Genomic DNA, 18,177 nt, shown 5'->3' on the forward strand with positions numbered 1-18,177 from the left:
TGTACCGCGAGAGAGTTTATCTCGATCTATAAAAGCCGAGTGATTCGAGCTTCGTCCACTGGCCTTTATGGGAAAAAGTGTCCTTTGAAATCGAAAGCCGTTTGCCTCTCTGAATCCACATTGCCCAACTGGAAGGAACTCAAAGACGCCCACGGAGAGTATGGTTTCGTGTTTAGAAAGAAGGACATCATTCGGCTGAAAGGGGCTCCGGCGATCTATCTTCCACAATCCGTGATCAACCTCATGAAAGTGAGAGGAGAAGAGTTGCCGGAAACTATCTGGCCCTACTTGAACAAACTGCTTGTGCCGAACTCAACCCTCAAGAGAAAACACGATTTTCTTCACGAGCGTGAGTGGCGAGTTCCTTGTGACATCCCTCTCGATAAGATCCGGCCTTACGCAGTTACATTTTCTCCCAATCGTCCAGGTCTGAGAGATGAAGAGTTAATTCTAGAGGCCGCTAGGGAGTTTCATGAGATTTCAGATTTCAGAGATATTCCAGAAGAATGAGACTGCGAATGAACGAGTATTTTGTAAGAATTCTGGGCATCCTCAAGACAGATTGTTTATGGGCAGTACGTGGGCTATGGCTGATCATTGCAGCCTTCATCTTTCTCACACTACTAAACTGGATCGGTTTCGCCGTTTGGACAAAGTACGATCTGATTTCACTAGTCAAAGCGGTTCGTTGGGAGCATGTTCTTGGGATTGTCGCATTGATCATGTTGTTTAGGTTTCGACCTGAATTGGGCAGGATGCTCGATCGAATCAAGTCAGTGAAAGTCAGTAAGTCCGGTTTCGAAGGACAACTTGATCCTATAAAGCTTGTGAATGCACGCCAGGACATCGAAATTCAATCCGATGGATTGACGGTTCAGGATGTAAGGGAACTCTTGCGGTTCGTGCCAGGAATTGACTACTCGAAGATTGACGCAGATGCTGGGCTTGCCCACACATGGTTCTTGCGGAATGGCATCCGAACTCGGAATCGCTTGCTGGATCTTGTGCACGCGGAAACCATTTTTAGGTTTCTTGCACAGCTTTACATTGAAGTCTTAGGGCGGTCGCCAGAACATCCGCTAGACCCCGTGTCCGTTGCAACTTGGGGCGTCACGCTTTTCGTTTACGGTCCAACTGAGGACGTAATATCGTTTGTCGAGAATCAGGTCCGAAGATCACCGGAAGCAAGAAGACGTCAGTGAGCACGTTGGTATCGAAGATGTGCTGGGAATTGAACCCCTTTTTGAGAGCAACCGAAGATTGACTAATCTTGCCCCACAAATCGTTTCCAAGGCTTGGAACTTCGCCCACGTCCTCCGCGACGATGGCCTCTCCTACATGGCTTACACGGAGCAGATCACCTTTCTGCTCTTCCTGAAAATGGCTCACGAGCAGACAAAGCCGCCCTACAACCGGAAGCCGATCGTACCCGCTAAATACAACTGGGAGCAGTTGCTGAAGAAAGAGGGGGACGAGCTTGAGGAACAGTACCGGCACACCTTGGAGCATTTGGGTGCTGAAAAGGGGATGCTGGGAGAGATCTTCAAGAAGGCCCGGGCGGATATCCAGAACCCCGCAACCCTGAAACGGCTGATAGTGGATCTCATCGAGCCTGTCGCGTGGTCCAGCATGGAAGCCGATGTGAAGGGAGATATCTATGAGGGAATGCTTGCCAAGAGTGCTGAGGAGTCTCCCAAGGGGGCTGGGCAATACTTCACCCCTCGGCAACTGATCAAAGCGATCGTCGATTGCATGGAGCTAGTTCCCGAGGATACCGTTTGCGACCCCGCATCCGGCACAGGCGGCTTTCTGCTGGCCGCTCATGATTATGTGGCGAAGAAGTACGGGAAGGATCTCGACAAGGATCAGAAAAAGCATCTCCGCAAGGCATTCGTGAGCGGCTGGGAATTGGTTCCCAATACAGCTCGGCTGTGCATCATGAATCTCTACCTGCACGGCGTGGATGCCGATCCGCCTCCGATCCGATCTGGCGTTGATGCTCTGGCAAGTGCCCCAAGCGATCGTTACAGCGTCGTCATCACCAATCCACCGTTTGGCAAAAAGAGCAGTATCTCAATTGTCAATGAAGCGGGCGATCTGGAGAAAGAAGACAACGTTTATGAGCGTCAGGATTTCTGGACCGCGACGAAGAATAAGCAACTGAACTTTGTGCAGCATGTTAAATCGTCGCTGAAGATCCATGGCCGTTGTGCGATCGTCGTACCAGATAACGTGCTCTTTGAGGGTGGAGCCGGTGAGACGATTCGACGCAACCTCTTGCGACAGTGCGACGTTCACACGCTCTTGAGGCTTCCAACCGGGATCTTCTACGCTCAAGGTGTGAAAGCGAACGTTCTCTTTTTCGACGCGAAACCGGCTCAAGAGAAAGCCTGGACGCAGAAACTTTGGGTCTACGATCTCCGCACGAACATGCATTTCACGCTCAAAACGAATCCGCTCAAACGGACAGATCTAGACGAGTTCGTGAAATGTTACCGACCAGGCAAACGCCATCTACGCAAGCCAACCTGGGACACTGAAAAGAACCCAGAAGGACGATGGAGATCCTACGACTACGACGAACTGATCAAACGCGACAAGGTTAACCTCGACATCTTCTGGCTTCGCGACAAGACGATCGAGGACTCAGACGATCTACCTGAACCGGATATCCTGGCTCAGGAAATCGCCGATGATCTTCAGATGGCACTAGAGCAGTTCCAGGCGATTGCGGATCGAGTGCATGAGTAAACAAGAGTAAAATCTAGCACAGTTTTGAAAGCCCAATGAGTAAAAACTCCGCACCTCTCGAACTCTGGTCTGATGATGTACTTCGCCTGCCAACTCCATTGATCAGTGTCTATCAAAAGATACTTCAAGATATTGGGCGATATGAGGACGCATGTAGCGAATCGCCGTCGAAACTCATCGGAGGGGAAGATGAAAAATCTACCCAAGATCATTTTGCATGGCGTTTTGCGGCGTCCGTCGCTCGCACAGCATTCCTAATGGTTGACCCAAATGGACAACTTGTTCCTGTCTCAACGGATCTATTGACTCGATTGGCGGATGGGAAAATTGCCGTGCTTGAAGTTCCATGTGGAACAGGCGCAGGGATTCTTGGTTTGCTTTCGACGCTCGCGATACTGCGAGAAACGAAGTGTGTTAATAGTCTTCCACTGGAAATCTCGGTAACTGCTGGAGACTTTTCGGAGTCTGCGAGGAACCTGTATTCCGAAATGTTGTCCAATTGTAGTGAATGGCTAAATTTGCATGCGATACGCCTCTCATTTGAAACTCATCACTGGGACGCGAGCGAAGAACCTACCACGGCTCAACTCGTTGATAGTTGGTTCTCTGCGACGGAAGGGTTTGAAGAATATGTCGTTTTGATCTCCGCTTTTTCTGGGGATGCGGTTCATCGTTTTGAAGAATTCGACCGTTCATTTCAACACATTGCGTCTCGTCTCTATAGTCGTAAGGGGATGGTCTTGTGGGTTGAGCCTAGTATGAATGATGCCAGAAAATACCTAAAGAAGGCGGAAACTCTATTTCAACGTTTCACGCGTCTCTTTGGTTTTTCTCCAGGGCTCGAGGGAAAGTTTCGTTGGCAGCATCCATTTCGCGAACTGACGCCATCAGGGAGCATAATAGTGATGAAGCATCAAAAACTAGAGGTGTCGCTTGAAACCTGAGATCCAAGCAACCCGAGCACTTAACGCCGCGAGGCGAGCGCACAAGCCGACCTATGCCGGTCTTCGAAGGCTAATTGGTTCGGACTCTGGTGAGAACCTTCTTAATTGGGCTTGCTCAGTATCAGATCGAAAGCTTCTCACCCGCGTAGACTGGCGATACTATGATTTCCCAATACTAAAAGAGATTGATAAACGGGGAATTCCCAGTTTTCGTAAGTACACAATTGGTAGCCCAATTACCTTGCTGTCTGAGGCAAAGCTGTTGGCACTCATGTCGAAGGAGCCTTCGTTTTCATTTCCCGAAAACGTCTACAGCTACCTATGGCCTAGAACTGAGCGAAGTGGCTACAACTTTCGGTTTTATCAACACGGTTATGTCTCCAGGAATGCAACGATCCGTGAACTGCTGAGGTCAAATCCAGGGCACGTTGCATGGATAAGTGACATCCAGAAATTCTACCCGACAATAGACTGGTCACTTCTACAACCAAAACTCGATAAACGGCTTTCGAGCACTAGCTCTCAGCCTTTGGCAAATGCGATTTCAAATTTTTGCAATAGCCTTAAGGGTTCAAGCGGGGCTGGTGTTCCCATCGGCCCTGACATTGGCCACGTACTCGCCAACATCGCTTTGGATGAGGTAGATGGTCGCTTATCGGAATTGTATGGAAAGAGTTACTTAAGGTACGTAGACGACATTGTTATCGTCTGCCCCAAGGGGGAAGTGGGGCAAGTCCAGGATTCCGTTCGAGAGTGTCTTCTCAAGAGCGGACTAGATATGCATGTCGGAAAGACTGATGTCGTTGGGGCAGATATTTGGGTTGAAGAATGCCCCGATATGACAACTAAGGGGAAGCAAGACACATTTGAGTCACTAGTGCATGACTTGTCGGTTTATTTGGCGTTACGGCCCGAAAGCCAAGAGGCGATGTCTCAGTTATTTACTGAACACGGCTTCTCAATTCCGTTTGAGCGATTGGTATCGCAGTCCCGGTACAGACAATTTCATAGATACGTATTCGGTGCAATCAAGCAAGGTCGCTTTTGGAGCACGCTGGGACTCTATCTATCAAAAGAGCGAGACTTTGTCGGGCGAGCCGAGCAACTACGGGAATTGCTCCTTGAAGAGCTTAGAGGCTTGGTCAAGGCTCCAATTCCAGGGAGTGGAATGCGAAGAAGGTGGTTCGTTCAAAAGATACGCTATCGCTTGAACCGACTGCTGTACCTGATTCCGAATTCTCTTTACCAAGAACTCTCACAACTTGTTCCGATTGGTGAGGAGTTCGGAGAATATGAAATCCTCTTTCGTTCGCTTAGCAATGATGATGTCGCCCCTCTGCTTAGTTATCCAGGCCGAATTGTTTCGACGTTCTGTGAATTGTATCAGGGTAAATACCCAACAATGCGAAGCAGTTTGGAAGTCGATCGGAATGATGGGGCAATGGCTGAGGCATTGGCTTCCTTGTCTTTGCATTTTGGGACGAGTACAAGGAACTTTAGTGGTTTCCTGGCTTTTGAAGGGGGACGCATGCTCCTAGAAATATGCGAAAGATCAGTAGACTTTAGTGGTCAGATCGAGAAACTTTCATATCTAGACGAAATGGAGGTTTTGATGCGGGGTGCGACACAAGAGCAGCTTTCCACTCTCTCTCGCACAAGATTCTCAGACGGAGAAGCACTAGGACTGGAAGGATTGTTGATGGGCGGAGCATATGGTGGGCTTAGCTAGGTAGGAGGAATGCAACCAGTGTACGCTTCCCCCTGTACTAATAGTTTCTCATTGTTCTAGTGGCTAAGTTGCGATGCAAAAGCGACTGTTTTTACCGGGCCAGATGACGATACCTGTAGGAGTTTCCCCCAGCTAGGTTCCGTACAGCTTTTGAGCGTAGGCATTCCAGTACTTCCGAACCCAACCGTGAAGCGTCATAACAGGGACGCCGAGTTCCGCAGAGATATCGCGATACGATACCCAACTACTGTGAAGGTCGAGAGCTTGTTCAAGCAACTGTTGTCGACGTTGCGATTTAGTCAATTGTTTAGTCTTGGGTGGTCGTCCCCCTTTCTTGTTCTTATATTTCTGTGCCCTCTTGATCTCATGACTCCTGATTCCGCCCTTGCCTTTTCGCGGCAGATCAGGATGAAGAATTGTCGCAATCTGGACACCCTTGGCAAGCTTCAGAAACTTTTCAAACTCGCAAATAGTCGGCATGGCGTCATTGTCGTGGCAGTAGTCGATGTTTCTGAGTGCACGGTCTGTATCATAAAACACGATCACGGCATTGTGACGCTTCGCGATTTTCACCGCTTTCTTCAGTTTGGGACGACCTTCATGCGTGAGAATCCAACCGGAACCGACTTCCTCTATGACCCTGATGATTTTGTGGCCACGCTTGGCTATTCGTCGTTTCGCGTCCCAAACCTGAGGTGCCAGATTGTTTCGCCAGTCTTGATACCTACCAGATACACGGCAGATCAGAACGATAGGGCGACTCGGCGGGATATCGTCCAGGTGCGTCAGATAGTCAGATGGCTTCCCAGGGGCATTCTTCCAGTGCCGTAAACGGTATCCTGGATGACTGTTTTCTATCCATCTTCGGCTGCTCACTTTCTTGCGGTCATTTTTTCTAATAGTCACGATCTCTTGTCCATGAAAAACGATTAAGTGCGTGCAGGGATGTGCGGTCGGAAAGTGTCGCCTTTCCAGTGAAGCTTGATCCTGCGTGGAAATACGGTCGGATTTGCCGTACGTTGGGGGAGAGGCGGGGTCTTGTCTCAGCAATCCTTCCGTTCACGCGGTTTCTCCCGGTTGATGGGAGAACTCGCGTGAGAAGCTGCGACAGGAGGGTTTAGTAGGGTCAACAGAGCCAACAAGGTAGTGAGAAACTGATGAAGTCGGTCACGAAAGAGTTGTGGATGGACGTTCCCAAGCGGAGAGCCATCATTTCGATCCATCGCGAAATCGAGGAACTCGTCGCGGAAAGTGGAATTCAAGAAGGCCTGATACTTGTGAACGCAATGCACATCACGGCGAGCGTATTCATCAACGACAACGAGTCTGGCCTCCATGCTGACTACGATCGTTGGCTGGAGGAACTTGTGCCGTTCGATCCCGGCACTGATCCTGATTCCGGCGGATATCTCCACAATCGAACTGGTGAAGATAACGCCGATGCTCACCACAAGCGGCAGATCATGGGCCGAGAAGTGGTGGTTGCGATTACCAAGGGCAAGCTTCATCTTGGCCCCTGGGAGCACATCTTCTACTACGAATTCGATGGCCGTCGGAGAAAGCGAATTCTTGCTAAGATTATTGGGGAGTAGCATTGGTAGCCCTCCCAGGGCGTCGAGTGACACCTTCAACGAGAAAGTTCAGTGTGTTGTGCAATCTCTCTGGGGAACGCCATGCACATCACTACCAGCCTCTTCGCCAATCGCAGTGAAGCAGGTTTAACCTGGTTTCCGGCCGATGGCCGAATGAATCTGTCCGCTGTAAGCCAGGGCCAGCTTTGGCTATTTACCAATGAACAATCGCCTTCGTCCGCAAAGCATATCGTTTGAGTTCTCGCAGCCGCTGGATCGTGGCGGCATGATGTTAGGCGAGTTGCTGGTCGATGGCCGGCCGCTGCGTGAACATGTTGAGAGGGCCTGGAAGAACCCTGTTGATAGCATTTCTCCCTTGGGATGGACGACCGATGAGTTCGCTCTACATCATGTCGAACGGCTCTTGCTACGGCGCGAGCCGGAACTGATCAGCGGACGGCGCGAACTGCTTGTCTGTCCACAGTGTGCCGACTTGGGCTGCGGCTGCATTTCGGTCAAGGTCGAAGAGCAGGGCGATTTTTACGTTTGGAGCGACTTCGGCTACGAAAACGATTACGAAGAAGACTCGCTCTGCTTGATCAAAATGAGCAAGATGGTTTTTCGCAAAACCGACTTACTGCATCTTTTTCGGAGCGTGGTGCCGGGGCTGGACTAGTTATCCCACCATTCGGTCCAACGCCAACAATGCCACCGGCCATGGGGCCTGGCGGGTCTCTTGGGTTTGCCACCATTGTTGGACGATGTCGGCGAGGGCTTCGTGACCGGCGTGGGTGACTTGCCAAAGCTGGAGGGTATCGGCCAAGGTAACGGTGCCTGGGCGGACAAGCTCGACTTCTTCGGCCGCATATAAAATGCCTGGCAGGGTAGCCAAACGAGCAATCAACCCGATGCGATCGGAATCGATTTGCTCGCTGAACTTGGGAAGATCGAGATTGAGCTGAGAAACGAGCCAACCTAATCTCGCGACCTCGGGGAGCTGCGGATTTGGGTCGTAGAGCATTCCTTCCAGCCGCACGCTATTGTAGGTCAGATGGGCGGTGCCTCGGCCTCCGCTGATCGGCAGGACCAGAATGACGTCGGCCGATTCGGGTAAAAACTGTTCCGGCAGGACACGTCCTAAAAAGTATAGCAATCCAGGGCCCCGAGCCTCCCAGGCTTCACGAAGTGGCCGACGGCGGAGGGACAGTTCTTCATTCGCTTTGGGCATCGCCGTTTGATAGGCGAGCGCCACATCGGATAACGCGCCTGCGATGTTGGCGGCTAGTGGTGATTCGCTGGCCTCCAGACCAAGTATTTTCCGCAAAACGACGCTCGCCAATTCGGCTTTGCTATCGAGCTGAGCCGATAGCGGCAAAGCGTGTCGCCAAAACAGTTTCGGGGGAATCACGGCCGAATGAATTTCGCTTAACAAACGCTTCACAGCAGGCGCGAGCGTGTCGGCAAGTTGATCTGAGACACCTGCAGGGCGATTTCCGGCCAAAATTTGAGCCGCATGCAAGCAACTTGTCCAGGTATTTTCTTGCCAGCGAAGCTCGAGATTCATCCTAAGGTTCCTTCCGTTCGGGGTGGTTCATGTTCTAGAATCATCTCTTTCGTCGAGATCGATTGCAACCGACAGGAAGAAGTGTTTCTTTGATGCGGTCGGCTCACACCCCAAATTGGTTCTGCACGCCTCAGGAGAGTGGAACGCATGCTGAAAGATAATGGCAACCGGTGGACCGCCGCCGATTCGACCGATTTGTACGAAGTAGACCGCTGGGGAAAAAACTATTTCAGCATTAGTGAGGAGGGGCATCTCCTTGTTCACCCCTCGAAGTCAGGCGAGAAGACCATCGACTTGAAGACGGTCGTCGATCGGCTGGAAGCTCGCGGCATTGACCTGCCGATCTTGCTACGTTTCAGCGAGATCTTGCAAAACCGTCTGCAAGAGATCAACAGCGCGTTCACAACGGCGATTGCCGACTACGAATATCAAAACAAGTATTCGTGCATTTACCCGATCAAGGTGAACCAGCAGCGGCACGTTGTGGAAGAAGTGCTCGACTATGGTCGTCCGTATGGTTTCGGTCTAGAAGCTGGCAGTAAGCCAGAACTGCTGGCCGTGATCGCGATGACCGACGAAAATACTCCGATTATCTGTAATGGCTTCAAAGATGCCGAGTACATCGAGATCGCCATGTATGGCCAGAAGCTGGGCCGAACGATCATTCCGGTGGTCGAAAAGTACAGCGAGCTAGGCCTAATCTTGCGGACGGCCGAAGAGATCGGTGTGCGTCCCAAGATCGGTTTCCGCGTGAAGCTGGCTTCTCGTGGCAAGGGGCGATGGTCGGCTAGTGGCGGGTATCACAGCAAGTTTGGTTTGACGGTGACCGAAGTGCTTCGCGCACTGGACGAACTGAAGTCGCGCGGCATGGAAGATTGCTTCCAGTTGTTGCACTATCACCAGGGCAGCCAGGTGAGCAACATTCGATACGTGAAAGCGGCGCTGATCGAAGCGGCACGTATTTACGTCGACTTGGTCAAACGTGGTGCCGGGTTGAAGTACCTAGACGTCGGGGGCGGCTTAGGGGTCGACTACGACGGATCGCAGACCGACTTCCATTCCAGCATGAACTATACGCTGGACGAATACGCTCGCGACGTCGTTTCGCACGTGCAGTCGATCTGTAACGAAGCAGAAGTTCCACATCCTCATTTGCTTTCGGAAAGTGGTCGCGCTGTGGTCGCTTTTCACAGCGTGTTGGTCTTTGGCACGTTGGGTGTCGCCGAGCAAGGACTTGGCGAGCTGAAGCATGAGTTCGACGACGAAACGCCGACACCACTACGGGACTTGAAGGAAGCGTACGCTTCGGTCAGTCCCCGTACGGTGCTCGAGAGTTTCCACGATGCTCAGATGGCGTTGGATATGGCTTTGTCGATGTTCGGCAACGGCAATTTGACGTTAGAGCAGCGTAGCGAAGCGGAAACGTTGTACTGGAACTTGTGCTTCAAGATTCGCGGCCTGATCAGTGAACTCGATCACGTGCCGGAAGAGTTTGAAGGTCTGGATCGCATGCTGTGCGATACCTACTTCTGCAACTTCTCGCTGTTTCAGTCGTTGCCGGACAACTGGGCGATCAACCAGTTGTTCCCCATCATGCCGATTCACCGGCTGAATGAAGAACCGCAACGACACGCGGTGATTGGGGATATTACCTGCGACAGTGACGGTAAGATCGATCAGTTCATTGATCGTCGACATGTGAAACGAACGCTGCAGCTGCATCGCTACGACGGCAACCCATATTACATGGGGGCGTTCCTGGTGGGGGCCTATCAGGAAGTGCTCGGCGATCTTCACAACTTGTTCGGCGACACGAATGCTGTTCATGTCGAGATCGACGATCAAGGCGAGCCTTCCTTCACCCATATCATTAAGGGGGATACGGTTCAGGAAGTGTTGCACTACATGCAGTTCAACGAAGAAGAACTGACTCGGCAGATGCAACGCAGCGTAGAGCAATCGATCAAGCGAGGCGCCATCGAGCAGAGTGACGCCGGGACGATCATGAAGTTCTACGAATCAGGCCTGCGAGGTTATACCTACCTCGAGTAATGGCTGAAGGCTTATGGTGCCTTCAGCTTTCGCAAGGTGTAGTGGGCTTCCTTCGGCCAGAGGGTAGCCCCTTCTCCGGCGATCTCGTCATCGAGGAAAATCTCGTAAACGAAACCTTCTCGCAGCGGTGCTTCCAAGGTGATCACCGCTTCTAAGCGATCCGGGGAAAGCTCGATCTTGGCGATCGATTCCAATCTTCGCTGCTTGTCGTCGCCGCCGTAGGCCGGGGTAGAGACGCGGGTATAGGATGCGACAGTGTAATTTGTCGGCAGCAGCCCATGGGTAGCGTCGATTTGATCGGTGAAGCGAACTTTGAATCCTGTCGGAGTTGAAGTGACTTCATCGATCCCAAGCGGCAAGTGAACCGACTTCGGTCGAAGTCGCGTAAACGTTCCAACATTGTTGCCGCCACCCCATCCGGCGTCGCGTATGTTGCCAACATAGACATCCCCGTCAGGAGCCACCGCACAGCTGATCGGGCCGAGAAGACCCTTTTCGACATCTTGTGGCGGATCGACTGTCAGAGGGTACGCGGCACCCTGGATTGTGTCGCCCACTTTTTCCAGGCTCATGCGAACCAGTCGACGCGTATCGTATTCGCAGCCGATCAGGTCTCCTTCCCACGGGCCGAACAGGTCGTACCCGAGCCGCTCGCGTTCTTGCTTCGGCGTTTCAAGGAAGCAGATACCATTCACACTTCGCGTCCAAGGATGCGGAATGGCAATCGATGGCGGCGTTTCTGGCGGATTGAATCCCTTTTTGCGGTCGAGTTTGTTGATGAAACCATATCGGTGGCCAGGGACAACATGATTCAATTCATTGAACGGATTGAAGTTGCCCTGGTTGTCGGTAACGAACAGTTCGCCCTTGTGGTTTCGGGCAATGCCCATCGGGAAGCGGTGGCCGGCGGTGAGCTCTTCGATACGATACGTTTGCTGTGCCGGATCGAGCGTGTCAGGCGTCAGTTTAAGCACCGTGCCTCGCAATGCGGCTGCCTCGGGGGAACGATCGTCCTGCTGACAAGGAACAGCAACGTAGTAGTTGCCCTCGGCATCTTGCGGTAGCCCAACGACCCAATCGTGATAGTCGTCGGTATGTCCCCAGCCGTTGGAAATATTGGTCACCTTTTCGACGACCCCATCTCTATCTTCGTCCCACAACCGCAGCAGTGCGTATTTGTTGACGATGTCGACATACTTGTCGTAAGCCTTCACGCCATATGGAGCAGCATATTCATCGCCGAATTGTTGGTACGTATCTTCCAGGCCGTCCCCATCGGTGTCGGTCAATTTCCACATACGACCCTTCAGAGAAGCAGCCATGAGCGAACCATCTGGTTGCCAATCCATGGCGATCGGCATCATTTCGGTCGTGATCGGCAGGCGTGTGGCGTTCCATCCAGGAATGACATCGAGCGCGATTGCGTTTGACTTGCGAACAGGGATCGGTGGTTGTTCGGGGAACGTTTCGCCTGGCAGGTCCAAGCGAACCGTCATGTCGATGTTACGGTTTTTCCCCGGACGGAGCCAAACGGTGGCGTCATCGCCGTAGGTAATATTGGCCTGTTTTTCGATGTCGAAGGTGATGTTTCCGGCCGAGTATCGCTGGATTGGATCGTCAGCGGAAGAATTGAGGTCGCGTGCCAGGCTTCCCGCAAGCGTTTCCTGAGGTAGCTGCAGAACGATGCTGCCCCCTTCCGGAACGTTCTGGAATTGCATGCTACGGCGGAAGCCATTGACCGGCTTTCCTTCTTCGGTCCAAAGAGGTTCCCATGTTTCGATGACATCAACGGCATATTCCTCGGAGCCTCGCTTGAAGTGAAGCGTATGCGTCCAGACAAGTTGGCCGCCGTCATAGCGAAGTTCTTTGAAACGTGTAACGAACTGACCGTCCTTCACAACATTGGCGATCGGCATATCGCCTTCGAAGTTAAGTCGGATTTCAGGAGTGGTACGTGGATCGTCAAGGAGCCCCTTCGCGCCGATTTCCCAGTGCCACGTTTTGCCTTCGCTGCGTTGACGTGCGACATCTCCAACCCACCACTGGACCAGCTTGCCGGTCTCGAGGTCGTACAGCACATTGTTACGATTGGGCAGACCAACAAGCAGTGGCTTGATCATGACGTCATCTTTGCCGAACTTGATGACGTCGGTGAGAACGACCGGACGAACGCCATCTTTCCGTTCCCCCGTGAATCGGACGATCCGTAGGGGATCTGGCTTCGGAGGTGTGAATTCGGGCGTGTTCAGCACATGCCAGACGGCCGCCAGTTGGGTATCGACTTGATTGTCGAGAACGCCTTGGACGGGTAGCTTGACGCTTGGCATTTCCATCCGCGGAACAATACGAGCCGGATCGTGAACCCAGCGATAAAACCAAGGTTCGCGAATCCGCTTGCCCAGCATCGACAGATCGGGGCCCTTTGCGTTCAAGGGAGCCTTCGGCGGGACCATGTTGCCAACTTGATGACAGCTGGTGCAGCCGAACCCGTCAGTGGTCACTAGTCGTGAGCCGGCCACCGTGGCAGCCAGTTCGTCTAACTCGGGGATCTTAAGCGTGGCAGGTGCATTTTCGGGAATGCGATCCTGAGCGACAAAGTAATCGACCAGGGCGTTTTGCTCTTCGGTTGTCAGATCGAACTTGGGCATTCGTACTTTCAGCCAAGGACGATGATTTCCTTCGCTACGACGAATGGCGGCTAGCAATGCTTCCTCATGCAACTTGTCGCCGACGCTATTAAGCGACGGAGGGACCATCGCAGGCAATAGTGACGCAAGATTGCCATGGGCGTCAGTGACTTCTTTGGCCGTTTCGTTCAAGCCGCTCCCCGTACCGCGAGGATGACAAGCGGTGCAGTTGTTTTTGGCGAGAATCCAGGAGGCATCGTTGGTAGTGGCTTGCTCATGCTTGGCCCGAGCGACTCCTCGGATATAGGTCTTAATGGCTTCCTTCTCGTCCTCCGAAAACTGATAGCCAGGCTGCCCCTTTGCGGCATTGGGCTCTGCCATGCACGCGTCCTGCCAGAGGTTGCCAGGGCCAAGTTCAGAACGCTTCGTCGGAGCGGACTTCACGGCGCCTCCAGGAAGCGTATGGCATGTATTGCAACGATTCGCAGCCACGATCTCGCGGCCCTTGTTGACCAGCAGTGTGTTGAACTTGCGTACCGGCGTTTTCGCGATCGTTTTGTCTTCCGTCAGCGATGCCAGATAGGCAGAGATATCGTCACGTTCTTTATCGTTTAGCTGATAAACGGGCATGCGATGGTCGGGGTTCAGTTTGGCCGGGTCTTTCAGCCATTGCTGGAAGAACTCCTTCGGTCGTTTGGCAGCGATGTTGGTCAGATCAGGGCCGCCCATGACATCGGCATTACCTAGCTCTCCAATTTTGTGGCACGCGGTGCACCCGAGCGTAAGAACCAGGTTTTTGCCGCTGTTGGTCGAGCCTTTCGCAGGGAGCTTGGTTTCTTTCGCTCGCGGCTTCGATTCGGACATCAAGTATTCAACCACGGCTTCGACGTCGTCGTCCGAGAGATCAAAATGAGGCATTCGGCGGAGCGTGTCTTCAGAATCCTCTTCACTACTTTGCAGCCATTCTTTCAGCCAGGGCTCGGAAAGATTGCCATCGAGATATGCCAGCGAAGGAGCCTTGTCGGCCTCTGGCTGTTGCTGAATATCGTGGCAGGCCGTACATCGATGCCCAGCAATTAATGTTTGTCCGTCGTTGAATGTCTGCTCGATAGTTTGATCGATGTCGTGATAAAAATAATCGGCCGGAATCGGTTCCAGCGGAAAGTCTGGTCCCGACCAAAACAGGCGAAGCTCGGCATCCGGCTGCGTCTTGGCGAACTCAACCTGGAAAGGGTGCCAGGCGAACTTCATGTCCAACGGCTTGCCGGTCACCCATTGGGGCGTTTGCGTATCGGCTTCGAGCACGACTTCACCTTCCAGCATGATGCTGACTCTACCGCAGACGTGAGCATAGAGCGTGTATTCGCCTGAGGTTCGGCTGAGCAGCAACCCATCCCAACGAGCACGAAACTTGCCGTCGCTAATGCGAAGGTCAGGCGATTGCTTGTTCCAATTAAAAGAAATCGTCGGATCGATCCGGACACAATTCGATCCGTCGATCCCTTGGATTTTGGTGATCAACCCATGGCCGAAGTCTTCTTCAAACTGAGCTAGCAGCGAGCTGGCGGATCCGAAAAGGCACGAAAGGGCGATCGTCAGTGCCAAGATGGCGTGGCGCATGCGCTGGGTCCTGATGAGGGAAAGGCTCGGTGGGAAGTGAACGTAAGGTTATGGAACGAGCAAAAGTGCTAGATAGCCCCTAGATATAACGTGGAATCATCGTTAAATCAATCGAAATGAGGAGCTCTCTGACACAGACTTGCTTGGTGGTGTCACTCGCTGTCGACCTACGTTCGTGGCGATGCGAGCGTTAACCTAAGTATAGGTAATAACTTGAGCGTTTGCATGCTAATCAGATCGGGCCCAAGTCGTGGCGTTTTGGGCAGGCATTGATATTGCCCCAAATTGGCGAAACGGCCTACACTTCCTTTGCCACGGAATCGGTTTGCCACGGGGGAGAGAGAGCATGGAAAGAATTCACGTTAATGCATTGATTATCGGCGGAGGAGCAAGTGGACTCTGGCTGCTGGATCAACTGCGACGCGAAGGCCGATCGGCTCTGTTGGTCGAATCCAACCAATTAGGTTCGGGGCAAACCATTGCTGCCCAAGGCATTCTGCATAGCGGACTCAAATATTCTCTGCAGGGCCTCCTGACCGCGTCCGCTCGTGAAGCTCGTGAAATGCCAGCCGTTTGGCGAAAATGCTTGGAGGGCAAATCGCAGCCTGATCTGTCAGAAACCGATATTCGTTCACAGTCGTTCTACCTTTGGGGTACCAACTCGGCTTCCTCGAAGCTGGGGATGTGGGGCGCCCGCCTCGGATTGCAAGTCACACCTCAGGCCGTCAGTCCACACAACGCCCCTGCCCTGCTCCGTGGTTGCCCCGGAGCGATTTTCAGCGTGGCGGAACAAGTCATTTCGTGCGGATCATTTCTAGAAAACCTAGCGGCGAACAATCGAGACAACATCGTTCGAGTGGCTTCTGAGAATGGTACCGAGCTACGTCTCGACGCAAACGGTCAAGTTCGCTCGGTCGTGATGACATCGCCGGAAGGGCAAACGATCGAAGTGAGCTCGGACTTTACCGTCTTTGCCGCGGGAAAAGGGAACGCATCGCTTCGTGAAGCAGCTGGGCTTGATACTCGGAAGCAGCAGACGCGTCCCTTACATATGGTGATATTGCGAGGTGGATTGCCGGAATTTCATGGGCACTGCGTCGACGGCGCTGCCACGCGTGTCTCGGTCACTTCCGCGAAAACTCAAACAGGCGAAGTCGTTTGGCAGGTTGGTGGGCAGTTGGCGGAAGAAGGTGTCGAGATGGAACGAGCCGAGCTGATTCGTAAGGCTCGTACCGAACTGTTAGAGACTATGCCCGGCATTTGTCTGGATGAAGCCTGGTGGTCGACCTATCGAGTCGATCGTGCGGAAGGAACAACGATGACGGGTGGGCGACCAGATTCGTTCCGAATCGAGAAAGATGGCAACATTCTTACGGCCTGGCCAACCAAGTTAGTGCTTGTTCCGCAATTGGTACAAAGCTTGACGAAGACGATTCGAAGTGCCCCGTTGAGAAAAGCGACCGGGCTTAAGTTGCTGGCCGATTGGCCTAAGCCAGAAGTTGCGAGGACCCCCTGGGATCGCGAACATTCGTGGACGTCGCTGACGCTGCAGAAATCGACGGCCGCGTAGGATGAGTTCTTTGACCAGACCGCTAGGCAATACAGGCTTTCAGGTGGGACCGATCGGTTTTGGGGCGTTCAAGATTGGACGTAACGCCAAGATCAAATACCCAAAGCCTTACGATTTGCCGAATGACAAGGAAGTCGCTAGCCTCCTTGACGGATTGATCGACCTGGGGATCCACCATTTCGATACGGCCCCAGCCTACGGCATCAGCGAAGAACGAATTGGCCAATGGCTTCGTGGACGCGACGTTCCGTTGGTTCTTTCCACGAAGGTCGGTGAGCTGTTCGAGGATGGCGAATCACGCTATTTCTTCGACGAAGCATCCGTTCGCAATAGTGTGGCTAACAGCCTTCGATTGCTTGGTCGAGACGTCCTTGATATCGTCCTGATTCATACGCCTCATGATGACGTTCGCGTGCTGACAGAGACGCCGGTTGTCGAGACGCTGAGGTCGCTTCAGCAGCAAGGAGACATTCGTGCTATTGGTCTCTCGGGGAAGACTTCGGAAGGGGCTTCCCTGGCACTCGACTGGGCCGACGTGCTGATGGTCGAATTTAATGCCGAAGATGACGCGCACGCGAAAGTCATTCAAGAAGCGTCCCAACGAGGCATCGGTGTATTTGTGAAAAAAGGACTCGCTTCAGGACATCTGCCCCCCACTGAAGCGATCCCGTTTGTGCTGAAGCATGCTGGAGTGACGAGCTTAGTCGTGGGGGGACTAAACTTGCGGCACATGGCTTCCAATCTGAAGATCGCTCAGGCAACGCTTGCGTCTAACGTCGCCTAAGGCGGCGAAACACAGCGGAAGCCAGTAAAGTTATTGCTTGTATCCGGCGTCAGCTTACCGCGATACCAGACGTGTGCTTCGCTCGTTCCTGTTTGGTCGGAGCTTAGCCAGCTTCCGCCGCGGACGACACGCATTTCACCGCGGGAAGGACCAGTCGGGTTTTCTTTCGCGATCCCGTCGTAGCTGTCGGCAGCATAATGGCTGGAAGTCCACTCGGCGACGTTGCCGGCCAGATCATAAATGCCGTGAGTGCTTGCGGGAAACGAACCAACCGCTGCCAAACCGTGGTAGCCATCTCTTGCTTGGTCGTGAATGGGGAACTCGCCTTGCCAGAGATTGGCTCGTTCGTGCGGTTCTACGTTGGCCTCGGAATTCCAGGGATACGAATTGCCTAAGGATTTACCTCGGGCTGCCGCTTCCCATTGAAATTCGGTAGGAAGACTTTTGCCAGCCCAACTCGCATAAGCGTTCGCGTCGTACCAGGAAACATGAACGACGGGGTAGTCTTCCTTGCCAAGGATCGACGAGCCTGGTCCGCCAGGCTGACGCCAATGGGCATCTTTCTGGGTTACGAAGCTTAGGGATTTGTTGTCGAAGCAGAGGCTTTCGCCACGTCGTTCGGCATCGGTCCGATACCCTGTCGCTTCGACAAACGCGGCGAACATCGCGTTGGTGACTTCCGTGCGATCGATAGCGAAAGGAGAGAGCTTGATTTGTCGAGAGGGGCGAGAGTCGCGTGGTCCGGTATCGTTGCCGATCACGTAGAGACCGCCGGGTACTAAGATCGACTCCGGCAGGTCTTGCTCAGTTGCATCGATGGAAAGCGAGGGAGGCAATGAATCGCTTCGGCCGAACGCGAAATAGATCCCGATTCCTGAGGCCAGGCAGAGCAACCCCACGACAAGAATTCGTATCGAGTTAGCTTGCCCAGCGATCATCCGTGTTCCTTAGGGCCTGGCAAAGTT

At 53.0% G+C, this 18,177-nt stretch carries 14 protein-coding genes; 10 read left to right on the forward strand and 4 right to left on the reverse strand.

What is annotated here, in order from left to right:
• Nucleotides 1-84: 84 nt before the first annotated feature.
• From LA756_RS21275 to LA756_RS21295, 5 genes are read left to right on the forward strand one after another with little or no spacing between them, the layout of a single operon-like run.
• Nucleotides 85-510, forward strand: coding sequence for a hypothetical protein (locus LA756_RS21275; RefSeq protein ID WP_224436736.1), 426 nt, complete (start codon nucleotides 85-87; stop codon nucleotides 508-510).
• 8 nt (nucleotides 511-518) lie between these two features.
• Complete coding sequence (locus LA756_RS21280) at nucleotides 519-1,202, forward strand: hypothetical protein (RefSeq protein ID WP_224436737.1); 684 nt, start codon at nucleotides 519-521, stop codon at nucleotides 1,200-1,202.
• A gap of 58 nt (nucleotides 1,203-1,260) precedes the next feature.
• A complete protein-coding gene (locus LA756_RS21285) occupies nucleotides 1,261-2,751 on the forward strand; it encodes a class I SAM-dependent DNA methyltransferase (RefSeq protein WP_224436738.1) in 1,491 nt (496 codons plus the stop codon).
• 35 nt (nucleotides 2,752-2,786) lie between these two features.
• Nucleotides 2,787-3,695 carry a hypothetical protein gene (locus tag LA756_RS21290; RefSeq protein WP_224436739.1) on the forward strand — a complete coding sequence of 303 codons (909 nt, stop codon included), beginning with the start codon at nucleotides 2,787-2,789 and terminating at the stop codon, nucleotides 3,693-3,695.
• Entirely contained in the window at nucleotides 3,685-5,424 is a 1,740-nt protein-coding gene (locus tag LA756_RS21295; protein ID WP_224436740.1) for an RNA-directed DNA polymerase, read from the forward strand. Before LA756_RS21290 ends, LA756_RS21295 begins: the two co-directional genes overlap by 11 nt.
• A 132-nt stretch (nucleotides 5,425-5,556) precedes the next feature.
• Here LA756_RS21295 and LA756_RS21300 read toward each other — a convergent pair whose 3' ends face one another.
• Complete coding sequence (locus LA756_RS21300; RefSeq protein ID WP_224436741.1) at nucleotides 5,557-6,330, reverse strand: recombinase family protein; 774 nt, start codon at nucleotides 6,328-6,330, stop codon at nucleotides 5,557-5,559.
• A 251-nt stretch (nucleotides 6,331-6,581) separates the two neighbouring features.
• On the opposite strand from LA756_RS21300, the gene LA756_RS21305 reads away from it, so the two are divergent.
• Both LA756_RS21305 and LA756_RS21310 read left to right on the forward strand, forming a co-directional pair.
• The gene (locus LA756_RS21305; RefSeq protein ID WP_224436742.1) at nucleotides 6,582-7,016 is read left to right on the forward strand and encodes a secondary thiamine-phosphate synthase enzyme YjbQ; all 435 of its coding nucleotides are present in this window, start codon (nucleotides 6,582-6,584) and stop codon (nucleotides 7,014-7,016) included.
• A gap of 199 nt (nucleotides 7,017-7,215) precedes the next feature.
• Nucleotides 7,216-7,671: a hypothetical protein gene (locus LA756_RS21310; protein WP_224436743.1), complete on the forward strand. Its 456-nt coding sequence runs from the start codon at nucleotides 7,216-7,218 to the stop codon at nucleotides 7,669-7,671.
• On the opposite strand, the gene LA756_RS21315 is transcribed toward LA756_RS21310, so the two are convergent.
• Nucleotides 7,672-8,559, reverse strand: coding sequence for a hypothetical protein (locus tag LA756_RS21315; protein ID WP_224436744.1), 888 nt, complete (start codon nucleotides 8,557-8,559; stop codon nucleotides 7,672-7,674).
• Nucleotides 8,560-8,706: 147 nt separating this feature from the next.
• Here LA756_RS21315 and speA point away from each other — a divergent pair, with 147 nt between their 5' ends.
• A complete protein-coding gene (gene speA, locus LA756_RS21320; RefSeq protein WP_224436745.1) occupies nucleotides 8,707-10,611 on the forward strand; it encodes a biosynthetic arginine decarboxylase in 1,905 nt (634 codons plus the stop codon).
• Between the two features lie 11 nt (nucleotides 10,612-10,622).
• Here the strand turns inward: speA and LA756_RS21325 are convergent, their stop codons facing one another.
• Nucleotides 10,623-14,858 carry a c-type cytochrome gene (locus LA756_RS21325; protein WP_224436746.1) on the reverse strand — a complete coding sequence of 1,412 codons (4,236 nt, stop codon included), beginning with the start codon at nucleotides 14,856-14,858 and terminating at the stop codon, nucleotides 10,623-10,625.
• 346 nt (nucleotides 14,859-15,204) lie between these two features.
• On the opposite strand from LA756_RS21325, the gene LA756_RS21330 reads away from it, so the two are divergent.
• Nucleotides 15,205-16,428, forward strand: a complete 1,224-nt coding sequence (locus tag LA756_RS21330; protein ID WP_224436747.1) for an FAD-dependent oxidoreductase — start codon at nucleotides 15,205-15,207, stop codon at nucleotides 16,426-16,428.
• Nucleotides 16,429-16,438: 10 nt separating this feature from the next.
• Complete coding sequence (locus LA756_RS21335; RefSeq protein WP_224436748.1) at nucleotides 16,439-17,212, forward strand: aldo/keto reductase; 774 nt, start codon at nucleotides 16,439-16,441, stop codon at nucleotides 17,210-17,212.
• Here LA756_RS21335 and LA756_RS21340 read toward each other — a convergent pair.
• The gene (locus LA756_RS21340) at nucleotides 17,209-18,150 is read right to left on the reverse strand and encodes a formylglycine-generating enzyme family protein (protein WP_224436749.1); all 942 of its coding nucleotides are present in this window, start codon (nucleotides 18,148-18,150) and stop codon (nucleotides 17,209-17,211) included. The two genes, LA756_RS21335 and LA756_RS21340, sit on opposite strands and share 4 nt — an antisense overlap.
• Nucleotides 18,151-18,177 lie beyond the last annotated feature (27 nt).

It is taken from the genome of Bremerella sp. TYQ1 (assembly GCF_020150455.1).
GTDB classification, from domain to species: domain Bacteria; phylum Planctomycetota; class Planctomycetia; order Pirellulales; family Pirellulaceae; genus Bremerella; species Bremerella volcania_A.